The 12,574-nt window shown below is 62.6% G+C and carries 13 protein-coding genes; 8 read left to right on the top strand and 5 right to left on the bottom strand.

Translation table 11 applies throughout. The annotated features are described in order from the left end of the window. Positions 1 to 3 precede the first annotated feature (3 nt). From VH599_06385 to VH599_06375, 3 genes are all read right to left on the bottom strand, one after another. On the bottom strand, positions 4 to 489 hold the full coding sequence (locus VH599_06385; GenBank protein HEY7347931.1) for a hypothetical protein: 486 nt from the start codon (positions 487 to 489) through the stop codon (positions 4 to 6). Positions 490 to 623: 134 nt separating this feature from the next. Further along, the gene (locus VH599_06380; GenBank protein ID HEY7347930.1) at positions 624 to 1,061 is read right to left on the bottom strand and encodes an FHA domain-containing protein; all 438 of its coding nucleotides are present in this window, start codon (positions 1,059 to 1,061) and stop codon (positions 624 to 626) included. Positions 1,062 to 1,075: 14 nt separating this feature from the next. Further along, positions 1,076 to 2,590, bottom strand: coding sequence for a zinc ribbon domain-containing protein (locus VH599_06375; GenBank protein ID HEY7347929.1), 1,515 nt, complete (start codon positions 2,588 to 2,590; stop codon positions 1,076 to 1,078). Positions 2,591 to 2,811: 221 nt separating this feature from the next. Between VH599_06375 and VH599_06370 the strand changes: the two genes are divergently transcribed. Continuing rightward, positions 2,812 to 2,973 (top strand): hypothetical protein, encoded by a 162-nt coding sequence (locus tag VH599_06370; GenBank protein ID HEY7347928.1) that lies wholly within the window; start codon positions 2,812 to 2,814, stop codon positions 2,971 to 2,973. A gap of 37 nt (positions 2,974 to 3,010) precedes the next feature. Here VH599_06370 and VH599_06365 read toward each other — a convergent pair whose 3' ends face one another. Beyond that, positions 3,011 to 5,293 carry a serine/threonine-protein kinase gene (locus VH599_06365; protein HEY7347927.1) on the bottom strand — a complete coding sequence of 761 codons (2,283 nt, stop codon included), beginning with the start codon at positions 5,291 to 5,293 and terminating at the stop codon, positions 3,011 to 3,013. Positions 5,294 to 5,424: 131 nt separating this feature from the next. Between VH599_06365 and VH599_06360 the strand changes: the two genes are divergently transcribed. The 6 genes from VH599_06360 (at position 5,425) to VH599_06335 (ending at position 10,895) form a co-directional block, all read left to right on the top strand. Next, the gene (locus VH599_06360; protein HEY7347926.1) at positions 5,425 to 5,625 is read left to right on the top strand and encodes a hypothetical protein; all 201 of its coding nucleotides are present in this window, start codon (positions 5,425 to 5,427) and stop codon (positions 5,623 to 5,625) included. Positions 5,626 to 5,678: 53 nt separating this feature from the next. After that, positions 5,679 to 8,993, top strand: a complete 3,315-nt coding sequence (locus VH599_06355) for a GAF domain-containing protein (protein ID HEY7347925.1) — start codon at positions 5,679 to 5,681, stop codon at positions 8,991 to 8,993. Positions 8,994 to 9,065: 72 nt separating this feature from the next. Beyond that, positions 9,066 to 9,332: a hypothetical protein gene (locus VH599_06350; protein HEY7347924.1), complete on the top strand. Its 267-nt coding sequence runs from the start codon at positions 9,066 to 9,068 to the stop codon at positions 9,330 to 9,332. Positions 9,333 to 9,334: 2 nt separating this feature from the next. Beyond that, the gene (locus VH599_06345; GenBank protein ID HEY7347923.1) at positions 9,335 to 9,628 is read left to right on the top strand and encodes a hypothetical protein; all 294 of its coding nucleotides are present in this window, start codon (positions 9,335 to 9,337) and stop codon (positions 9,626 to 9,628) included. Positions 9,629 to 9,656: 28 nt separating this feature from the next. Further along, positions 9,657 to 10,304 carry an endonuclease III gene (gene nth, locus VH599_06340; protein HEY7347922.1) on the top strand — a complete coding sequence of 216 codons (648 nt, stop codon included), beginning with the start codon at positions 9,657 to 9,659 and terminating at the stop codon, positions 10,302 to 10,304. A gap of 81 nt (positions 10,305 to 10,385) precedes the next feature. Beyond that, positions 10,386 to 10,895 (top strand): carbonic anhydrase, encoded by a 510-nt coding sequence (locus VH599_06335; protein HEY7347921.1) that lies wholly within the window; start codon positions 10,386 to 10,388, stop codon positions 10,893 to 10,895. A gap of 190 nt (positions 10,896 to 11,085) precedes the next feature. On the opposite strand, the gene VH599_06330 is transcribed toward VH599_06335, so the two are convergent. Next, the gene (locus VH599_06330; GenBank protein ID HEY7347920.1) at positions 11,086 to 11,544 is read right to left on the bottom strand and encodes a hypothetical protein; all 459 of its coding nucleotides are present in this window, start codon (positions 11,542 to 11,544) and stop codon (positions 11,086 to 11,088) included. 384 nt (positions 11,545 to 11,928) lie between these two features. Here VH599_06330 and VH599_06325 point away from each other — a divergent pair, with 384 nt between their 5' ends. Next, positions 11,929 to 12,150, top strand: coding sequence for a hypothetical protein (locus VH599_06325; protein HEY7347919.1), 222 nt, complete (start codon positions 11,929 to 11,931; stop codon positions 12,148 to 12,150). Positions 12,151 to 12,574 lie beyond the last annotated feature (424 nt).

Below are 12,574 nucleotides of genomic sequence, written 5' to 3'. Positions count from 1 at the left end.
TCCTTAATAAATAGCATCATAAGTTCCACCACACATAAGGCGTTGGCAGGCGCGGCGTGTGACTTGTAGCGCCGCCCCCCTTCGGGAAGGGCCGCTTGACCGCGCTGGGCGCGGCCATTCTCGCTCGGCTGCGCCTCGCTCGCGCGTCCCTTCCTGGCGGCCACCGCCTCGCCAGGGCGAACGCTCGCCCTCCAGGCCACCGGACCAGCAGGCCAGCGTCCAGCCACTTGTAGCGCCGCCGTCTCTGGCGGCTAGCCGCCTGTACCGCCGCCGTCCCTGGCGGCCACCGCTGCGCCAGGGCGAGCGTTCGCCCTCCAGCGCGAACGTGCCAGTAGGCCAGCGTCCAGCCGCCAGGATGGCGGCGCTACAAGTGGCATTCGTCCTCCAGGCCAGCGGACCAGCAGGCCAGCGGACCAGCAGGCCAGCGTCCAGCCGCCTGGAAGGCGGCGCTATAAGTGGCGCCCCGATAGGTGGTGGAACCAGCATCATAGATAGCCTTGAGATAGTATCGGGATGATATAGTACAACATTGAGATAGCAGCGAAATGAGAGAGCGCATCGGGATAGTACAGGAATGATATAGTATATTATTGAAATAGCCTCAAGATACTGCATGGAGATGATCAGGTTTCCACCTCTACGATCTGGCCGTTGGCGAGTGAGCAACCACACCAGGGGCAAAACTCTTCAGGGCGCGAATCTACCAGCCTGCCACAGCGGGCGCACTGCACCTTCAGCGCCTTCATTCCGGGCTGCGGCGGCATCACCCAGAGATACGTCGTCCCCAGGCGGAAGGTGTCGCCGGGTTTGAGCGGTGTGTCCTGGTTATAGGTCAGGCGAAAGCGCCGGTTGAAGGCGATGATGCTGCTCTGGCTCAGATTGCGCAGGCGCCACCTGCCCTCTACGGCGTAGACCGAAGCATGCTGGCGCGAGACGGAGCGATCATCGAGGATGATCTGGCACGACTCCGCCTGCCTCCCAATGATGCAGGGGCGCTCGGCAGTGACGGTGTGGTTCCGCCACTGCCCTTGCGCCTGCCATGCCAGTGTCAGTGTGCGCATGGCGCTAAGCTTTCTTAGAGCGTACCCAGGTCAATCATCGCCGCAATCCCGTTATCCTGGTTGAAGAAGAGCATCTGGAAGTCGCCCTTGTCTGGTGGGACCACGAAGCAGATGTAGCCCACGTCCTTGCTTTCATGGCCGCCCAGGACTTCATTGATAAAGTAGCCATATAAGGTATTCTGGTTCTGGCGCTCCTGGTTGGGCTGGAGCAGGGCAAACTCCGGGTCGCCAACATAGGCGCTGCCCGCGCTGTTGTTCGTGACCTTCAAGTCTACCAGGATAAAACGCATGCCCTGCGGCGCTTGAAAGCCCGGTGTCCAGACGCCGGTGGTGACTTTGGTGACGGTGCCGGTGAGCGCGCCGCCGTAGTAGGTGACGGTGTTCTTCTCGGTGATGGGCTTCGTGACCCACTGCCAGACGGAGGGATCATAGCCCACGCCGTTGAGCGGGATGGTTTCCTGCAACTCGGTAGCCGCGCCAAGCACCAGTTTCCAATCGCTGATATTCGTGCCATGCGGCACGGCAAAATACCAGTATCCAAGGATGTTGGCCTGCCCGTCCACAGAAAGGGGCAGGCTGTTGGATGCGCCGCCGTTCGTTACGTCGTAGGGGTTGCCGCTTGGGCCGACCACACGCGCATTGTTCGAGACGAAAACGCCGTGCGTATCTTGACTGTTATCCAGCCGGACCTGCATCTTGAGGGCATCCTGGTTGGGATCGTTGGGGGTGTATTCAGGCACGCTGGGAGCCTGCGTGGCGTTCATGACGGTGACGGTTACGCCCGCGTAGATCGCCTGAAGGTTCAGGTTATCGAGCGTCTGCGCGCCGCCCGGGCTGGTGGTCGTGCTACCTGTACCCGGAGTACTGCCAGGGTTGCTGGAGCCAGGAGTGCTGCCAGGGTGATTGCTGCTGCTGGTGGAGCCGCTCTTGCCGGATGACAGCAACCTGTAAGCCAGCACCCCGCCGCCGCTCAGCACGAGAACGACCAGGACGATTGCCACCACACAGCCAAGCGCGAAGCGTCTGCCGCTCTTTTTTTGCGGCTGCGCCCAGGGCGCGACGCCGCCCGGCGTCATCACTGGCGGGGGGCCGGGAGCGTAGCCTGGCGGCGCTGGTGGCGGCGCAAATGGCGCTTGCTGGCCGGGGGGCGGGGGATAAGGTCCAGACATCACCGGGCCGTTATACTGGCTGAAGGACGACGGCCCTGAAGGCGCTGGTGGCGGCGCTGCGTTATATTGTGAGGCGTAGGGATCATGGACTGGCGGCGCGTCAGCGCGCAACGTGGCGTCTGGTGGCGGTGGTGGGGTAAGCTGCGTGGGCGTGTTATCCCCTGTTGGCGGTGGGGGCGGTGGGGTAAGCTGCGTCGGCGCGTCGCTCACTGCTGCTGGCGTGGGAGCCGGAGCGCCCTGCGCGGGCGGCGCATTATTTGCCGGTGGCTGGTTCGGAGTCTGGCGCGCGCCACAGGAGCCACAAAAAGCTGAGCCTGCTGGCAGAGGCTGGCCGCAATTAGTACAGAACGTTGATTGCATTGAAGGCTTCCTCCGTACCTGTGTTCAGGAGGCTGGCCTGCGCCAACCTGCTGTGCTTTTGGGTTTCTTTAGGGAAAACGCCCTGCAACTGGCGTTTTCCCCTATGGGTTCGTCAGTGGATGAGTTTCCTTGCGCTGTGGAGATGCGGCCCTGCCTGGTTTTGCTGCTGCGCGCCTATTATAACACTGTTGTGGCTGCTTTCCTATGAAGAACGCCACATTATGACGGTTCCACCGCCTATCGGGGACGCCACTTGTAGCGCCGCCTTCCAGGCGGCTGGACGCTGGCCTGCTGGTACGGTGGCCTGGAGGGCGAACGCTCGCGCTGGCGCAGCGGTGGCCGCCAGGATGGCGGCGCTACAAGTCACACGCCTCGCCTGCTAACACCTCCTGTTTGGTAGACCTTTTTGTGAACGCTACCTTATGGGGCCAGCCAGACCCGCACGCTGAGATCGGCGCTGGCCGAGGCGATGCGCTTGCCATTAGGCCCCCAGCCCACATCACTCACCGCGCTGCTGTGCTGGCGATAGACCAGCACCCTGGTTGCATTGCTGGCGTTCCAGACGTGCACTGTGCCATCTTTGCTGGACGAGGCGATATACCTGCCGTCGGGCGACCAGGCAACACCGGTCACGTCGCCGGAATGGCCGCTGTAGGTCACGACGTTGTTCCCGGTTGTCGCGTCCCAGACCTGGACGGTGCGATCATAGCTGCCGGAGGCGATCCGTTTCCCATTGGGCGACCAGGCGACGGCTGCTACGCCGTCATTATGGCCCTTGTAGATGTTGACGACGGTTCCGGTCCCGTTGGTCGGGTTCCAGAGATGGACGGTTTTGTCTTTGCTGCCAGAGGCGACCAGGGAGCCATCGGGCGACCAGTCCACTGACCAGACGTGATCGGTATGGTTGGAATAGGTGAAGATGAACTGTTGGGTGAGCGCCTCCCAGACGCGCACTGTGTTATCATAGCTGGCCGAGGCGATGAGCTTGTTGTTGGGCGACCAGGTCAGATCGGCTATCTCCCCGCTGTGGCCGGTGTAGGGGCCGAGGCCGACGGGGTTTCCGTCGTGAGGATCCCAGACATGCACCGCCCGATCTTTGCCGCCAGAGGCCATATACTTGCTATCGGACGATCCGGCTACCGTCCAGACCTGATCGGTATGCTTCTTGTAGGTGATGAGGGTATTGCCGTTGGTTGCGTTCCAGATGCGCACCGTATGATCATAGCTGCCGGAGACGATCACAAGGCCGCCGGGCGACCACTCCAGCGTCGCCACTGCCTGCGTATGGCCGCGATAGGTGTAGAGGGTTGACCCAGGCTGCGGCGGAGTGGTTGGCGTCTCGGTTGGCGCTGAGGTAGCGGTTTCGGTTGGCGCTGCGGTAGCTGTCGCGGCTCCGGTCCCTGCTGCCGTTGGGCTGGAGCCGACGACGGTTCCGGCGGTTCCACTGCCTTTTGGCAACAGCAGGAAGGCCGCCGCGCCGCCGCCGATCAGCGCCAGCCCGGCTGCGCCGCCGATGACGACGGCGCGGCGCGAGATGCCCTTTTTGGGCGGCGTCTGCCCAGGCGCGGGGGCAAGGGGGCTGGCGGGCGCGGCCATTGACATGAACGTGTCGGCATAGGGCGCTGGCGACGACGGCGTGTTGGCGGCCCATCCGGCATTGAAAGCGGGCGCGTATCCTGACGGCCCGCCCGGCTGGACCGACGCTGGAACGGTTGGCCCGACGATGGGAGGGCCGGACCCTGCGGTGGTTTGCGGAGGCGGCGGTACCGGGATGCCTGGCAGCGCGCTGATGACCGTCTCGGCAGCGTAGATTGAGGGCTGCGGCCCATCGCTGCGCCCGGCGGGGCTGGGCGGCGTTTGCGCGCGGGTGGCGTATGTCTGCGGGTTATCCACCAGAGTGGCTTGCTCCAGGGCGTTAGCAAAGGCGCGTATGCTGGCAAAGCGTTCTTTGGGGTCTTTTGCCAGCGCCGTCAGCACCACCCGCTCTACGGCTGGCGAGAGCGTCGGGATTTTCTCGCGCAGGGGGCGCGGAGCCGCCAGCATGTGCTGCCCGGCGACTTCGGTGAACGTCCCGTGAAAGGGGCGCGAGCCGCTGAGCCATTCATAGACCACTACCCCCAGGGCGTATTGATCGCTGGCGGGGCGCGGCTTGCCTTGCAGTTGCTCCGGGGCCATATAGGATGCCGTTCCGGCGATGCTCTGTGTCTCCTGGTAGTTGGAGCTTTGCGCTACCAGGGCGATGCCAAAATCGCTGAGCAAGACCCCGTTGCTGCGGCTCAGCAGCATATTTTCCGGCTTGACATCGCGGTGAATCAGCCGCTGGTCGTGGGCATATTGCAGCGCCTCCGCTATCTGCTTGAGATAGGGCAGAATGGTGGCCGGGGCCAGCGGCGTTCCGGCGGGGAACAACTGCCGCAGCGAGCCGTTGGGCGCGTAATCCATGAGGAGATAGGGCGTGCCATCTTGCACGCCAAAATCGAGGACGCGCACGATATGCGGATGCGTCAGCGTGGCAATGGTGCGCGCCTCCATACGAAACTTCTCTATATCGGCGGCGTTTGCCAGTTGGGTATGCAGCACTTTGATGGCGGCCTCCGTACCCAGGAACACCTGTACCGCCAGATAGACTTCGGCAAAAGCGCCTCTGCCTAGCAATCGAACGAGGCGATAATTGCCAAATTGCTGACCCTCGCGTTCAGCCATCAAAAAGACCTCCTGGGTAGGGAATGCAAAGATGCAGGCAGGGAAAGCCATGCCTCAAACAACCAGTACCCCCATTGTAAAGGAGCATGGCAGGCGCGTCAAGCGCCCTGCCAGGAGGCGCTCCACCAAGAATGAGGTCTTGGCAGGCGAGACCTGTGACTTGTAGCGCCGCCATCCTGGCGGCAAGCCGCTGGCCTGCTGGTCCGCTGGCCTGGAGGGCGCACGCTCGCCAGGGCGAAGCGGTGGCCGCCAGGATGGCGGCGCTACAAGTGGCGCCTTCCGGCAGGGCGCTTTTTGCTGTTGACCTTGCCTTTGCTGTTACTATTTGCTGATACTATGGGGATAGACGACGAATGCAGTGCGAGTGCCATGACGGGAGATAGTGGTGTCTGCGCAACCTGGCAATGCGCCCAACCATCGTGGAAGGAAACGCGCGGCAGCGCCCTTTGAGAAAGCGGCGGTGGGTACCGGGACTGAAATGCCTCCCCCTCTGCTGGACCCGCTCCACCCCCCTGCGCCCCAGCGGTTCCTGGGCCTGCTCTGGCGGGGCCTGCGCCGCTGGTTCCAGAACTATACGTTTGCCCCGCTCTGGCTGCCGGAACGCTGGCGCCAACCCTGGGTGGGCTATCTGCTGGGGGCGCTCATGGCTTTGGCTGCGGTTGCGGGCGATCTGCTGATCCTCCAGTTCTTTCCTACTTTTGATGTGCCTGGCTTGCTGCTGCTCCTGGCTGTGTTGCTGGTGGCTCTGACCTGGGGGGCCGGGCCGAGCCTCGTGGCGACTCTGGCAGGCGTTGCTCTGCTGGATTTTTTTGACATCCCACCCCGTTTCACTCTTGCCAAGCAAATCAGTGCAATAGTAGTTGATGATAGCCTGGTCATCCTGGTTGGAGGGATTATCAGCCTGATTGCCATGCAAGTCCAGCGGGCGCGGCGGACCGCCGAAACATGGGCTGGCGCGCTGGTGGCGGAGCGAGCGCACAGCGAATTAGAGCGCCAGCGCCTGCAAACGGTTCTCGATGTGCTGCCGGTGGGCGTGGCGATTGCCAACGCGCGGGGGCAGATGCAGGCGTTGAACAGCGCCTTCAGGCAGCTCTGGGGCGTGGAAGCGCCGCTGCCTCCAGATATAGCGGGGTATGGCGCCTATAAGGGCTGGTGGCCCGCCACCGGGGAGCCGATTGCCGCCGATGAGTGGGCGCTGACCCGTACTTTGACCAGGGGTGAGGTTTGTCCTGGTGAAGAGGTGGAGATCGAGGCGTTTGATGGACAGCGCAAGACGGCGATCAATACTTCCGCGCCCATCCACGACGAGGCCGGAGCGATTATTGGCGGCGTGGTGGCGATGGTGGACATCACCGAGCGCAAGGCCGCCGAGCAAGAGCGCGCCCGCCTTCTGGAGCGCGAGCAGGCCGCTCGCGCCGAGTCGGAGAAGGCTACCGAACGATTGCGCGCGCTGCAATTCATCAGTGAGGTGGCGCTGACGCATTTCACGCTCGATGATCTGCTGGGTGCGCTGCTTGAACGACTCTGTCAGGCGCTGTCTGTTGAAAATGGCGCCATTCTGTTACTGGATGAATCCGGGCAGGAAATGACGATACGCGCTGTGCGCGGGCTGGAAGACGTACTGGCGCAGGAGGTGAGAATACCGCTGGGCAGGGGTGTGGCTGGCCGCGTTGCAGCCACTCGTGAGGCGCTTATCATTGACGACCTCTCTACCGTCGAAACGGTCTACCAATACTTTCGTGATCGTTTTCGCTCCTTTGTTGGCGTGCCGCTGGTCGTGGATGGGCGGGTGATCGGGGTCATGCACGTGACGGCTGTGCTGCCAGGCCGCTTCACCCAGGATGACGCGCGCCTGCTTGAACTGGTGGCGGTCCGCGTTGCCCTGGCAATTGATCGCGCGCGTCTCTTTGAGGCTGAGCGGCGCTCGCATGCGGATGCGGATGCGCGCGCCAGCCAGTTAGAAGCGATCTTCGAGGCGCTGGCCGATGGGCTGATGGTCTTCGATGCGCAGGGACGCGCGGTGCATGTCAATCCGGCTGCTCGTCGCGCGCATGGACCTGCTGGCGCTGATCTCGATTTCTTTCGGTATTCGCTGACGGAACTGCGTGACCTGCTGATGCTGCGCGATGAGCATGGGCAGGTGGTCCCTGAAGATCAACTGCCCGTTCGCCGCGCCTTACACGGCGAGCTGCTGACGGGTGAGCATTCGACGGAAATGATCATGCGGACCCTGGATGGCCGGGAGATGGCGCTGAACGCGAGTACCGCGCCCATGCGTGACGCCGAAGGGCGTATTAGCGGCGCTGTCATCGCTTTCCGCGATGTGACCGAGCGCCGCCAGTTGGAGCGGCGTACCCACGAGGCGCTCAACGGGCTGCTGGCGATTGCGCAGGCGCTGATGCACGCGCCCGATGAGCCTTCTTTCGCTGAGAAACGGAAGGCTGTAGCCCATCCTCTTACCAGGCAGGTGGCAGAGTTGACAGCGCGTGTCCTGGGCTGCGAGCGGCTCGGCATTTTCTCGCTGGAGCCGGGGACGGAGACGCTGCGTCCGGTGGCGGCGGTGGGCCTCTCTTCAGAGCTAGAGCGGCGCTGGTGGGCTGAGGAGATCGCCCGAAGTGCGCAAGATGCGGGGCGCGCAGAACTTTTCGCCCGCCTGCTGGAAGGCAAGGCGCTGGTGTGGGATCGGACCCAACCACCTGTGAGCGATTTGCCTCACTTCTCTGGGGCGCGCAGCGCGCTGGCGGTCCCTATGCTGCTGCGCGAGAAACTGGTGGGGGCGCTCGTTCTGGATTATGGCGAGGCCGATCATATGTACACGCCGCCCGAACGCTCGCTGGCCGAAGGGTCAGCTATGCTCGCGGCGCTGGTGTTGGAGCGCGAACGGCTGCTGCGCGAACGAGAAGAGGCGCGCACGAGCGCGCTGGCGCTGGGCGAGGCGAACCGGCAAATGGATGAATTTCTGGGGGTGGCAAGCCATGAACTGCGTACCCCGCTGACCTCGATCTTGCTGAGCCTTCAGTTATCCCAGCGGCGCTACCAACGGCTGCTGCGCGACGATGCCGATGTCACGGAACAACTCGCTGAGAAGCTGGAGTTCTTGCTGGACCAACTCGTGCGCACCGAGCGCCAGGCCAGCCGCCTGGACCGGCTGGTGAATGATCTGCTGGATGTTTCGCGCATTCGGACGGAAAAACTCGCAATACACCGCCAACCGGCTGATCTGGCGCGTATTGTCTCTGAAGTGGTTGGGGAACAACGCCAGGCAGCCCCGGATCGCGTCATCAAGGCGCATCTGCCGCCTGACCTGCGCGTGCCGCTCTTGATTGACCCTGATCGCATGAGCCAGGTCGTGGAGAACTATTTGACCAATGCCCTCAAATATTCGGCGGAAGAGCAACCCGTCGAGGTTGGGGTGGAGACTGATGCGGGTGTGGCTATCGTCTGGGTGCGCGATCAGGGGCCAGGCTTGCCTGCGGGGGAGCAGGCGCTCATCTGGGAGCGTTTTCATCGCGTACCAGGCGTCGAGGTGCAGAGCGGCTCTGGCGTGGGCCTGGGGCTGGGGCTGCACATCAGCCGGACGATTATCGAGGCACATCAGGGCCAGGTGGGTGTGCAGAGCACCCCTGGCGCGGGGTCAACCTTCTGGTTTATGCTGCCGCTGCCCGCGCCTGACAATCAGCCAGAAGCTCCTGAGTGGTGAAAAGCCTTGCTTTGGAGAGAGATGCCTGGCATAATGAGGCCAGAAAGCGCAATAGCGAAAGAGGGCATCACTATGATAGAGCCACTGCGGCAGGCGATTGAGCAGGTCGAACTGCTAGATCCAACTCTGCAAGAAGAGGTAGCAGGGCTGCTCCAGTATAAGCTAGCTGAATTGGAAAAGCGGGCAAAGCGGCAAGAGGCCATTGAGCGTTTGTATGATAAATGGGAGGCGGAACTACCAGAGCAACTGGCCGCGCTCGAACGCACGCCGCGCACGTATCACACCGACGCAGAGTTTTTTGCGCTGCTTGACTCCCTCCACAACGGGGAGCAGCGGTAATCATGCCTACTCATGAAGAAACCGAGCGTTTTCTGAACGAGTATCGAAAGCTGCGTTTGGAAGAGCAGCGCCTGTTCGATCAAGCCGTCGCAGAGTTTGTTGCCGCTCTGAAGGCGCACCACCCACTTCCCAGGCATCTTGGTATTCGGCGTTTTCGCTCCCAAAAAGGCGTTTTTGAGTTTCACTGGGCGCCAGATCGTCGCGCCCTCTTTACCTATGGCTCTTCTCCTCATTCGGGCGATGTGCATGTGATCTGGCTGCGCATCGGTACCCACGATATTTACGAGAACGGCTGAGAGATGGTCAGGGAGGATATTTCGAGCGATGACAGCGCCCACAACAGAGCCGCCCTGGACAACCTACATCCCCCAGGTGATGGATACGCTGGCCGAGACATATCATGGCAGAGGCGCGGTGGAACTGGGCGAGCCGTTCAAGGTGCTGATCGCTACGGTCATTTCGCAGCGCACCCGCGAGGAGCAAACGACACTGGTTTCCAAACGGCTCTTCGCGCGCTATCCCGACGCGGCTGCGCTGGCCGACGCGCCGGTTGATGAACTGGAGCGCCTGCTGCAAGGCTCGCAGTATCCAGAGGTGAAAGCCCCGCGCATCAAGGAGATCGCGCGCATCCTGCGCGATCAGTTTGGCGGGCAGGTTCCCCGGACGATTGATGAACTGCTGGCGCTGCCTGGCGTCGGGCGCAAAACGGCCAACTGTGTGCTGCTCTATGCTTTCGATATACAAGCCCTCTGTGTAGACGTTCATGTCCACCGCATTAGCAACCGTCTAGGCTGGTTCCAGACGAAAACCCCCGACCAGACCGAGCTAGCTCTGGCACGCATCTTGCCAGCCCCCTACTGGCTGACCATCAATCGCCTGATGGTGCAGCATGGCCGGGCGCTTTGCCTGCCATCGGTCCCTCTCTGCGCGCGCTGCCCGGTGCGCCAGTGGTGCAAAACTGGCAGCGCGTAATCTTGATATTGTTGATCAATTTACTGTACTATCTCCTTGTCGGTTTGATTGTCGGATGTGCCTGATACCGAAAGGGGACCTATGGGAATCTCTCTGAACGAACTATTACAGGCCAATCAGCAGCATGCCAGCGGCTTCACCCAGGGGAGCCTGGCGATGCCGCCCGCGCGCAAGCTGGCCGTTGTCACCTGTATGGATGCGCGCGTTGAACCGCTCTCCTTCCTGGGCCTGCGCCTGGGCGATGCGCATGTGATTCGCAACGCGGGTGGGCGCGCCACTGAGGATGCCATTCGCTCGCTGGCGATCTCGCAGCGGCTGCTGGGTACGGAGGCGATTCTGGTCATTCACCACGTAGATTGTGGCATGCTGACCTTCAACAACGAGCAAATCCGCGCACGCATTCAAGGCGAATTGGGGGCAGCCGCCCATGATGCCGCGACGCGGATTGATTTCTTGCCCTTTAGCGATCTGGCCGCCAGTGTGCGCACCGATGTGGCGGCGTTCAAGGCGTCTCCCTTGATTCCTGATGAGATTCCGGTCTACGGCCTGATCTACGATGTCCATACCGGAAAGTTGGAGCAGGTCGCGTAGGCGCGGGTGGTGAATCGCCAGCCTCAGAAGAAAAGAGGATAAGCGATGTCTGCTGCGCAGACAGCCCACCATTACGATGATGCTTGCTGGTGGCTCTAGCAACATCTGGCTCCAGGCGCTTTCTCCCACAGCACGCCAGCGGCGAGATTGATGTTTGTCGGTCTCGCCGCTGGCGTGCTGATATGCCCCGCTACGTCTGCGGGTAGGGCGGCGGCGCTCCTGGCGGCGGCGGGTAGCCGGGTGGGGAATAGCCAGCAGGTGGGTATCCGGCAGGTGGGTAGCCAGTGGGTGGATACATCGTTGGGGCTGGCCGATCTTTTGGGCCGAAGAGGGCGTAGATCAGTGTCCCCAGGCCGCTGAAGAGGAGAACGATGACGAACCAGACCCAGGTCTGCATTTTGGCCGAGCGAATAAGCGCGCCAATCCAGGCCACAAGCCAGATAATGCCGGAGGCCAGGAGGAGGATGCTCCCAATCACGACTCCTGTCGCTTGCCCGCCCTGCAAGCTGACAGAACAGGTGTTGGTATTGATTTGTTCCGGTGTGCAATGGCTTGTCACGGTGGCGATGGATGGGACAAATAGGGCGATGCCGATAATCGTCAGGACGAGCGCAGTCAAGACCAACCACATGATCGTTTTTTTCCGCATGAGTATGCTCCTTCCCGTCTATCCGGGGTATGTGGCTGGTTTGCTGTTGCGCGCCCGCCTCGTTCCTTCTCTGCTCCCTTCTAAAGCATAGAAGGCCAACAATATCAGGCGTGCAAGAAATGGGCCAGGATGCCGGGGGCGCATGCTCACCCCCCTGGTCCTGGGCTATCTAAAAGTACGGAGGCTGGCGGCTGAAGGCCGCGCCTGGAGGGCTATCGCCCACCAAGCCTGCCTGTGCAGGCTCCCCCCACCCGCATAGGCGCGGCATCTGCACCTGTAGCGCCGCCATCCTGGCGGCCACCGCTGCGCCAGGGCGAGCGTGTGCCCTGGCGCGCGCCCGTTCCGGTAGCCCGGCGATGAGCCGCCTGGAAGGCGGCGCTACCAGTGGAGGCCCCGCCCAATGGGCGCGCCAGGGCAGCGTGCGCGCTGGCGCGCGTTTGCCCTCCGATCCAGGCGTGCGCCAGTGCCAGCGTTGAGCCGCCTGGAAGGCGGCGCTACCAGTGGTCGCTGGGGACGGTGGCCTGGAGGGCGAACGCTCGCGCTGACGCAGCGGTGGCCGCCGGGATGGCGGCGCTACAGGTGGTCCAGTGGTCCTACGCCGCTTGACAGAGGAGAGCCAGGCAGGTATACTCTTCTTACTCGGTTCACATGTGGGTGGGCTGAGGTGCTGCTGGAACGGCATGACGCGGCAGTGTCAGTAACATCGCCGCGCCATTCCCCCCAGAACTGGGCGTACCAGGACTGGGGCTAGGGCATTCTATCACTGGCTATTCCGTTTAGTTGGTAGTTCGCTCCACGGCCCCGCTCCTGGTCAGGCTGGGATGCCACTCGGTGGAGGGGGAGCGCAGGGACTCGCGCTCCCCTGAAGGCGAGGTGCGCGTCTGTGGCCGCGCCAGGCAGGGGCCGTTTCGGCAGGGTGAGTCGTTGGCTCACACCGTCGAAAGGAGCGTGCTTTGATGGCTATTCTCGGTGGTCCCCCCCCTCGTCCGTCGTTTCCCTCTGGTCGCTATCTCCACACCAACCCGCTGCG

This window comes from Ktedonobacterales bacterium, from assembly GCA_036557285.1.
In the GTDB taxonomy this organism is placed as follows: Bacteria; Chloroflexota; Ktedonobacteria; order Ktedonobacterales; family DATBGS01; genus DATBHW01.
The sequence above is the reverse complement of the archived record's forward strand: the minus strand, read 5'-3'. Positions and strand labels throughout refer to the sequence as shown.

What these genes read in the sequence shown, in the direction of transcription:
- VH599_06385 (HEY7347931.1), bottom strand. Translation starts at nt 489, where the DNA reads ATGATGCTGGTTCCACCACCTATCGGGGCGCCACTTATAGCGCCGCCT.
- VH599_06380 (HEY7347930.1), bottom strand. Translation starts at nt 1,061, where the DNA reads ATGCGCACACTGACACTGGCATGGCAGGCGCAAGGGCAGTGGCGGAAC.
- VH599_06375 (HEY7347929.1), bottom strand. Translation starts at nt 2,590, where the DNA reads ATGCAATCAACGTTCTGTACTAATTGCGGCCAGCCTCTGCCAGCAGGC.
- VH599_06370 (HEY7347928.1), top strand. Translation starts at nt 2,812, where the DNA reads ATGACGGTTCCACCGCCTATCGGGGACGCCACTTGTAGCGCCGCCTTC.
- VH599_06365 (HEY7347927.1), bottom strand. Translation starts at nt 5,293, where the DNA reads ATGGCTGAACGCGAGGGTCAGCAATTTGGCAATTATCGCCTCGTTCGA.
- VH599_06360 (HEY7347926.1), top strand. Translation starts at nt 5,425, where the DNA reads ATGAGGTCTTGGCAGGCGAGACCTGTGACTTGTAGCGCCGCCATCCTG.
- VH599_06350 (HEY7347924.1), top strand. Translation starts at nt 9,066, where the DNA reads ATGATAGAGCCACTGCGGCAGGCGATTGAGCAGGTCGAACTGCTAGAT.
- VH599_06345 (HEY7347923.1), top strand. Translation starts at nt 9,335, where the DNA reads ATGCCTACTCATGAAGAAACCGAGCGTTTTCTGAACGAGTATCGAAAG.
- nth (HEY7347922.1), top strand. Translation starts at nt 9,657, where the DNA reads ATGACAGCGCCCACAACAGAGCCGCCCTGGACAACCTACATCCCCCAG.
- VH599_06335 (HEY7347921.1), top strand. Translation starts at nt 10,386, where the DNA reads ATGGGAATCTCTCTGAACGAACTATTACAGGCCAATCAGCAGCATGCC.
- VH599_06330 (HEY7347920.1), bottom strand. Translation starts at nt 11,544, where the DNA reads ATGCGGAAAAAAACGATCATGTGGTTGGTCTTGACTGCGCTCGTCCTG.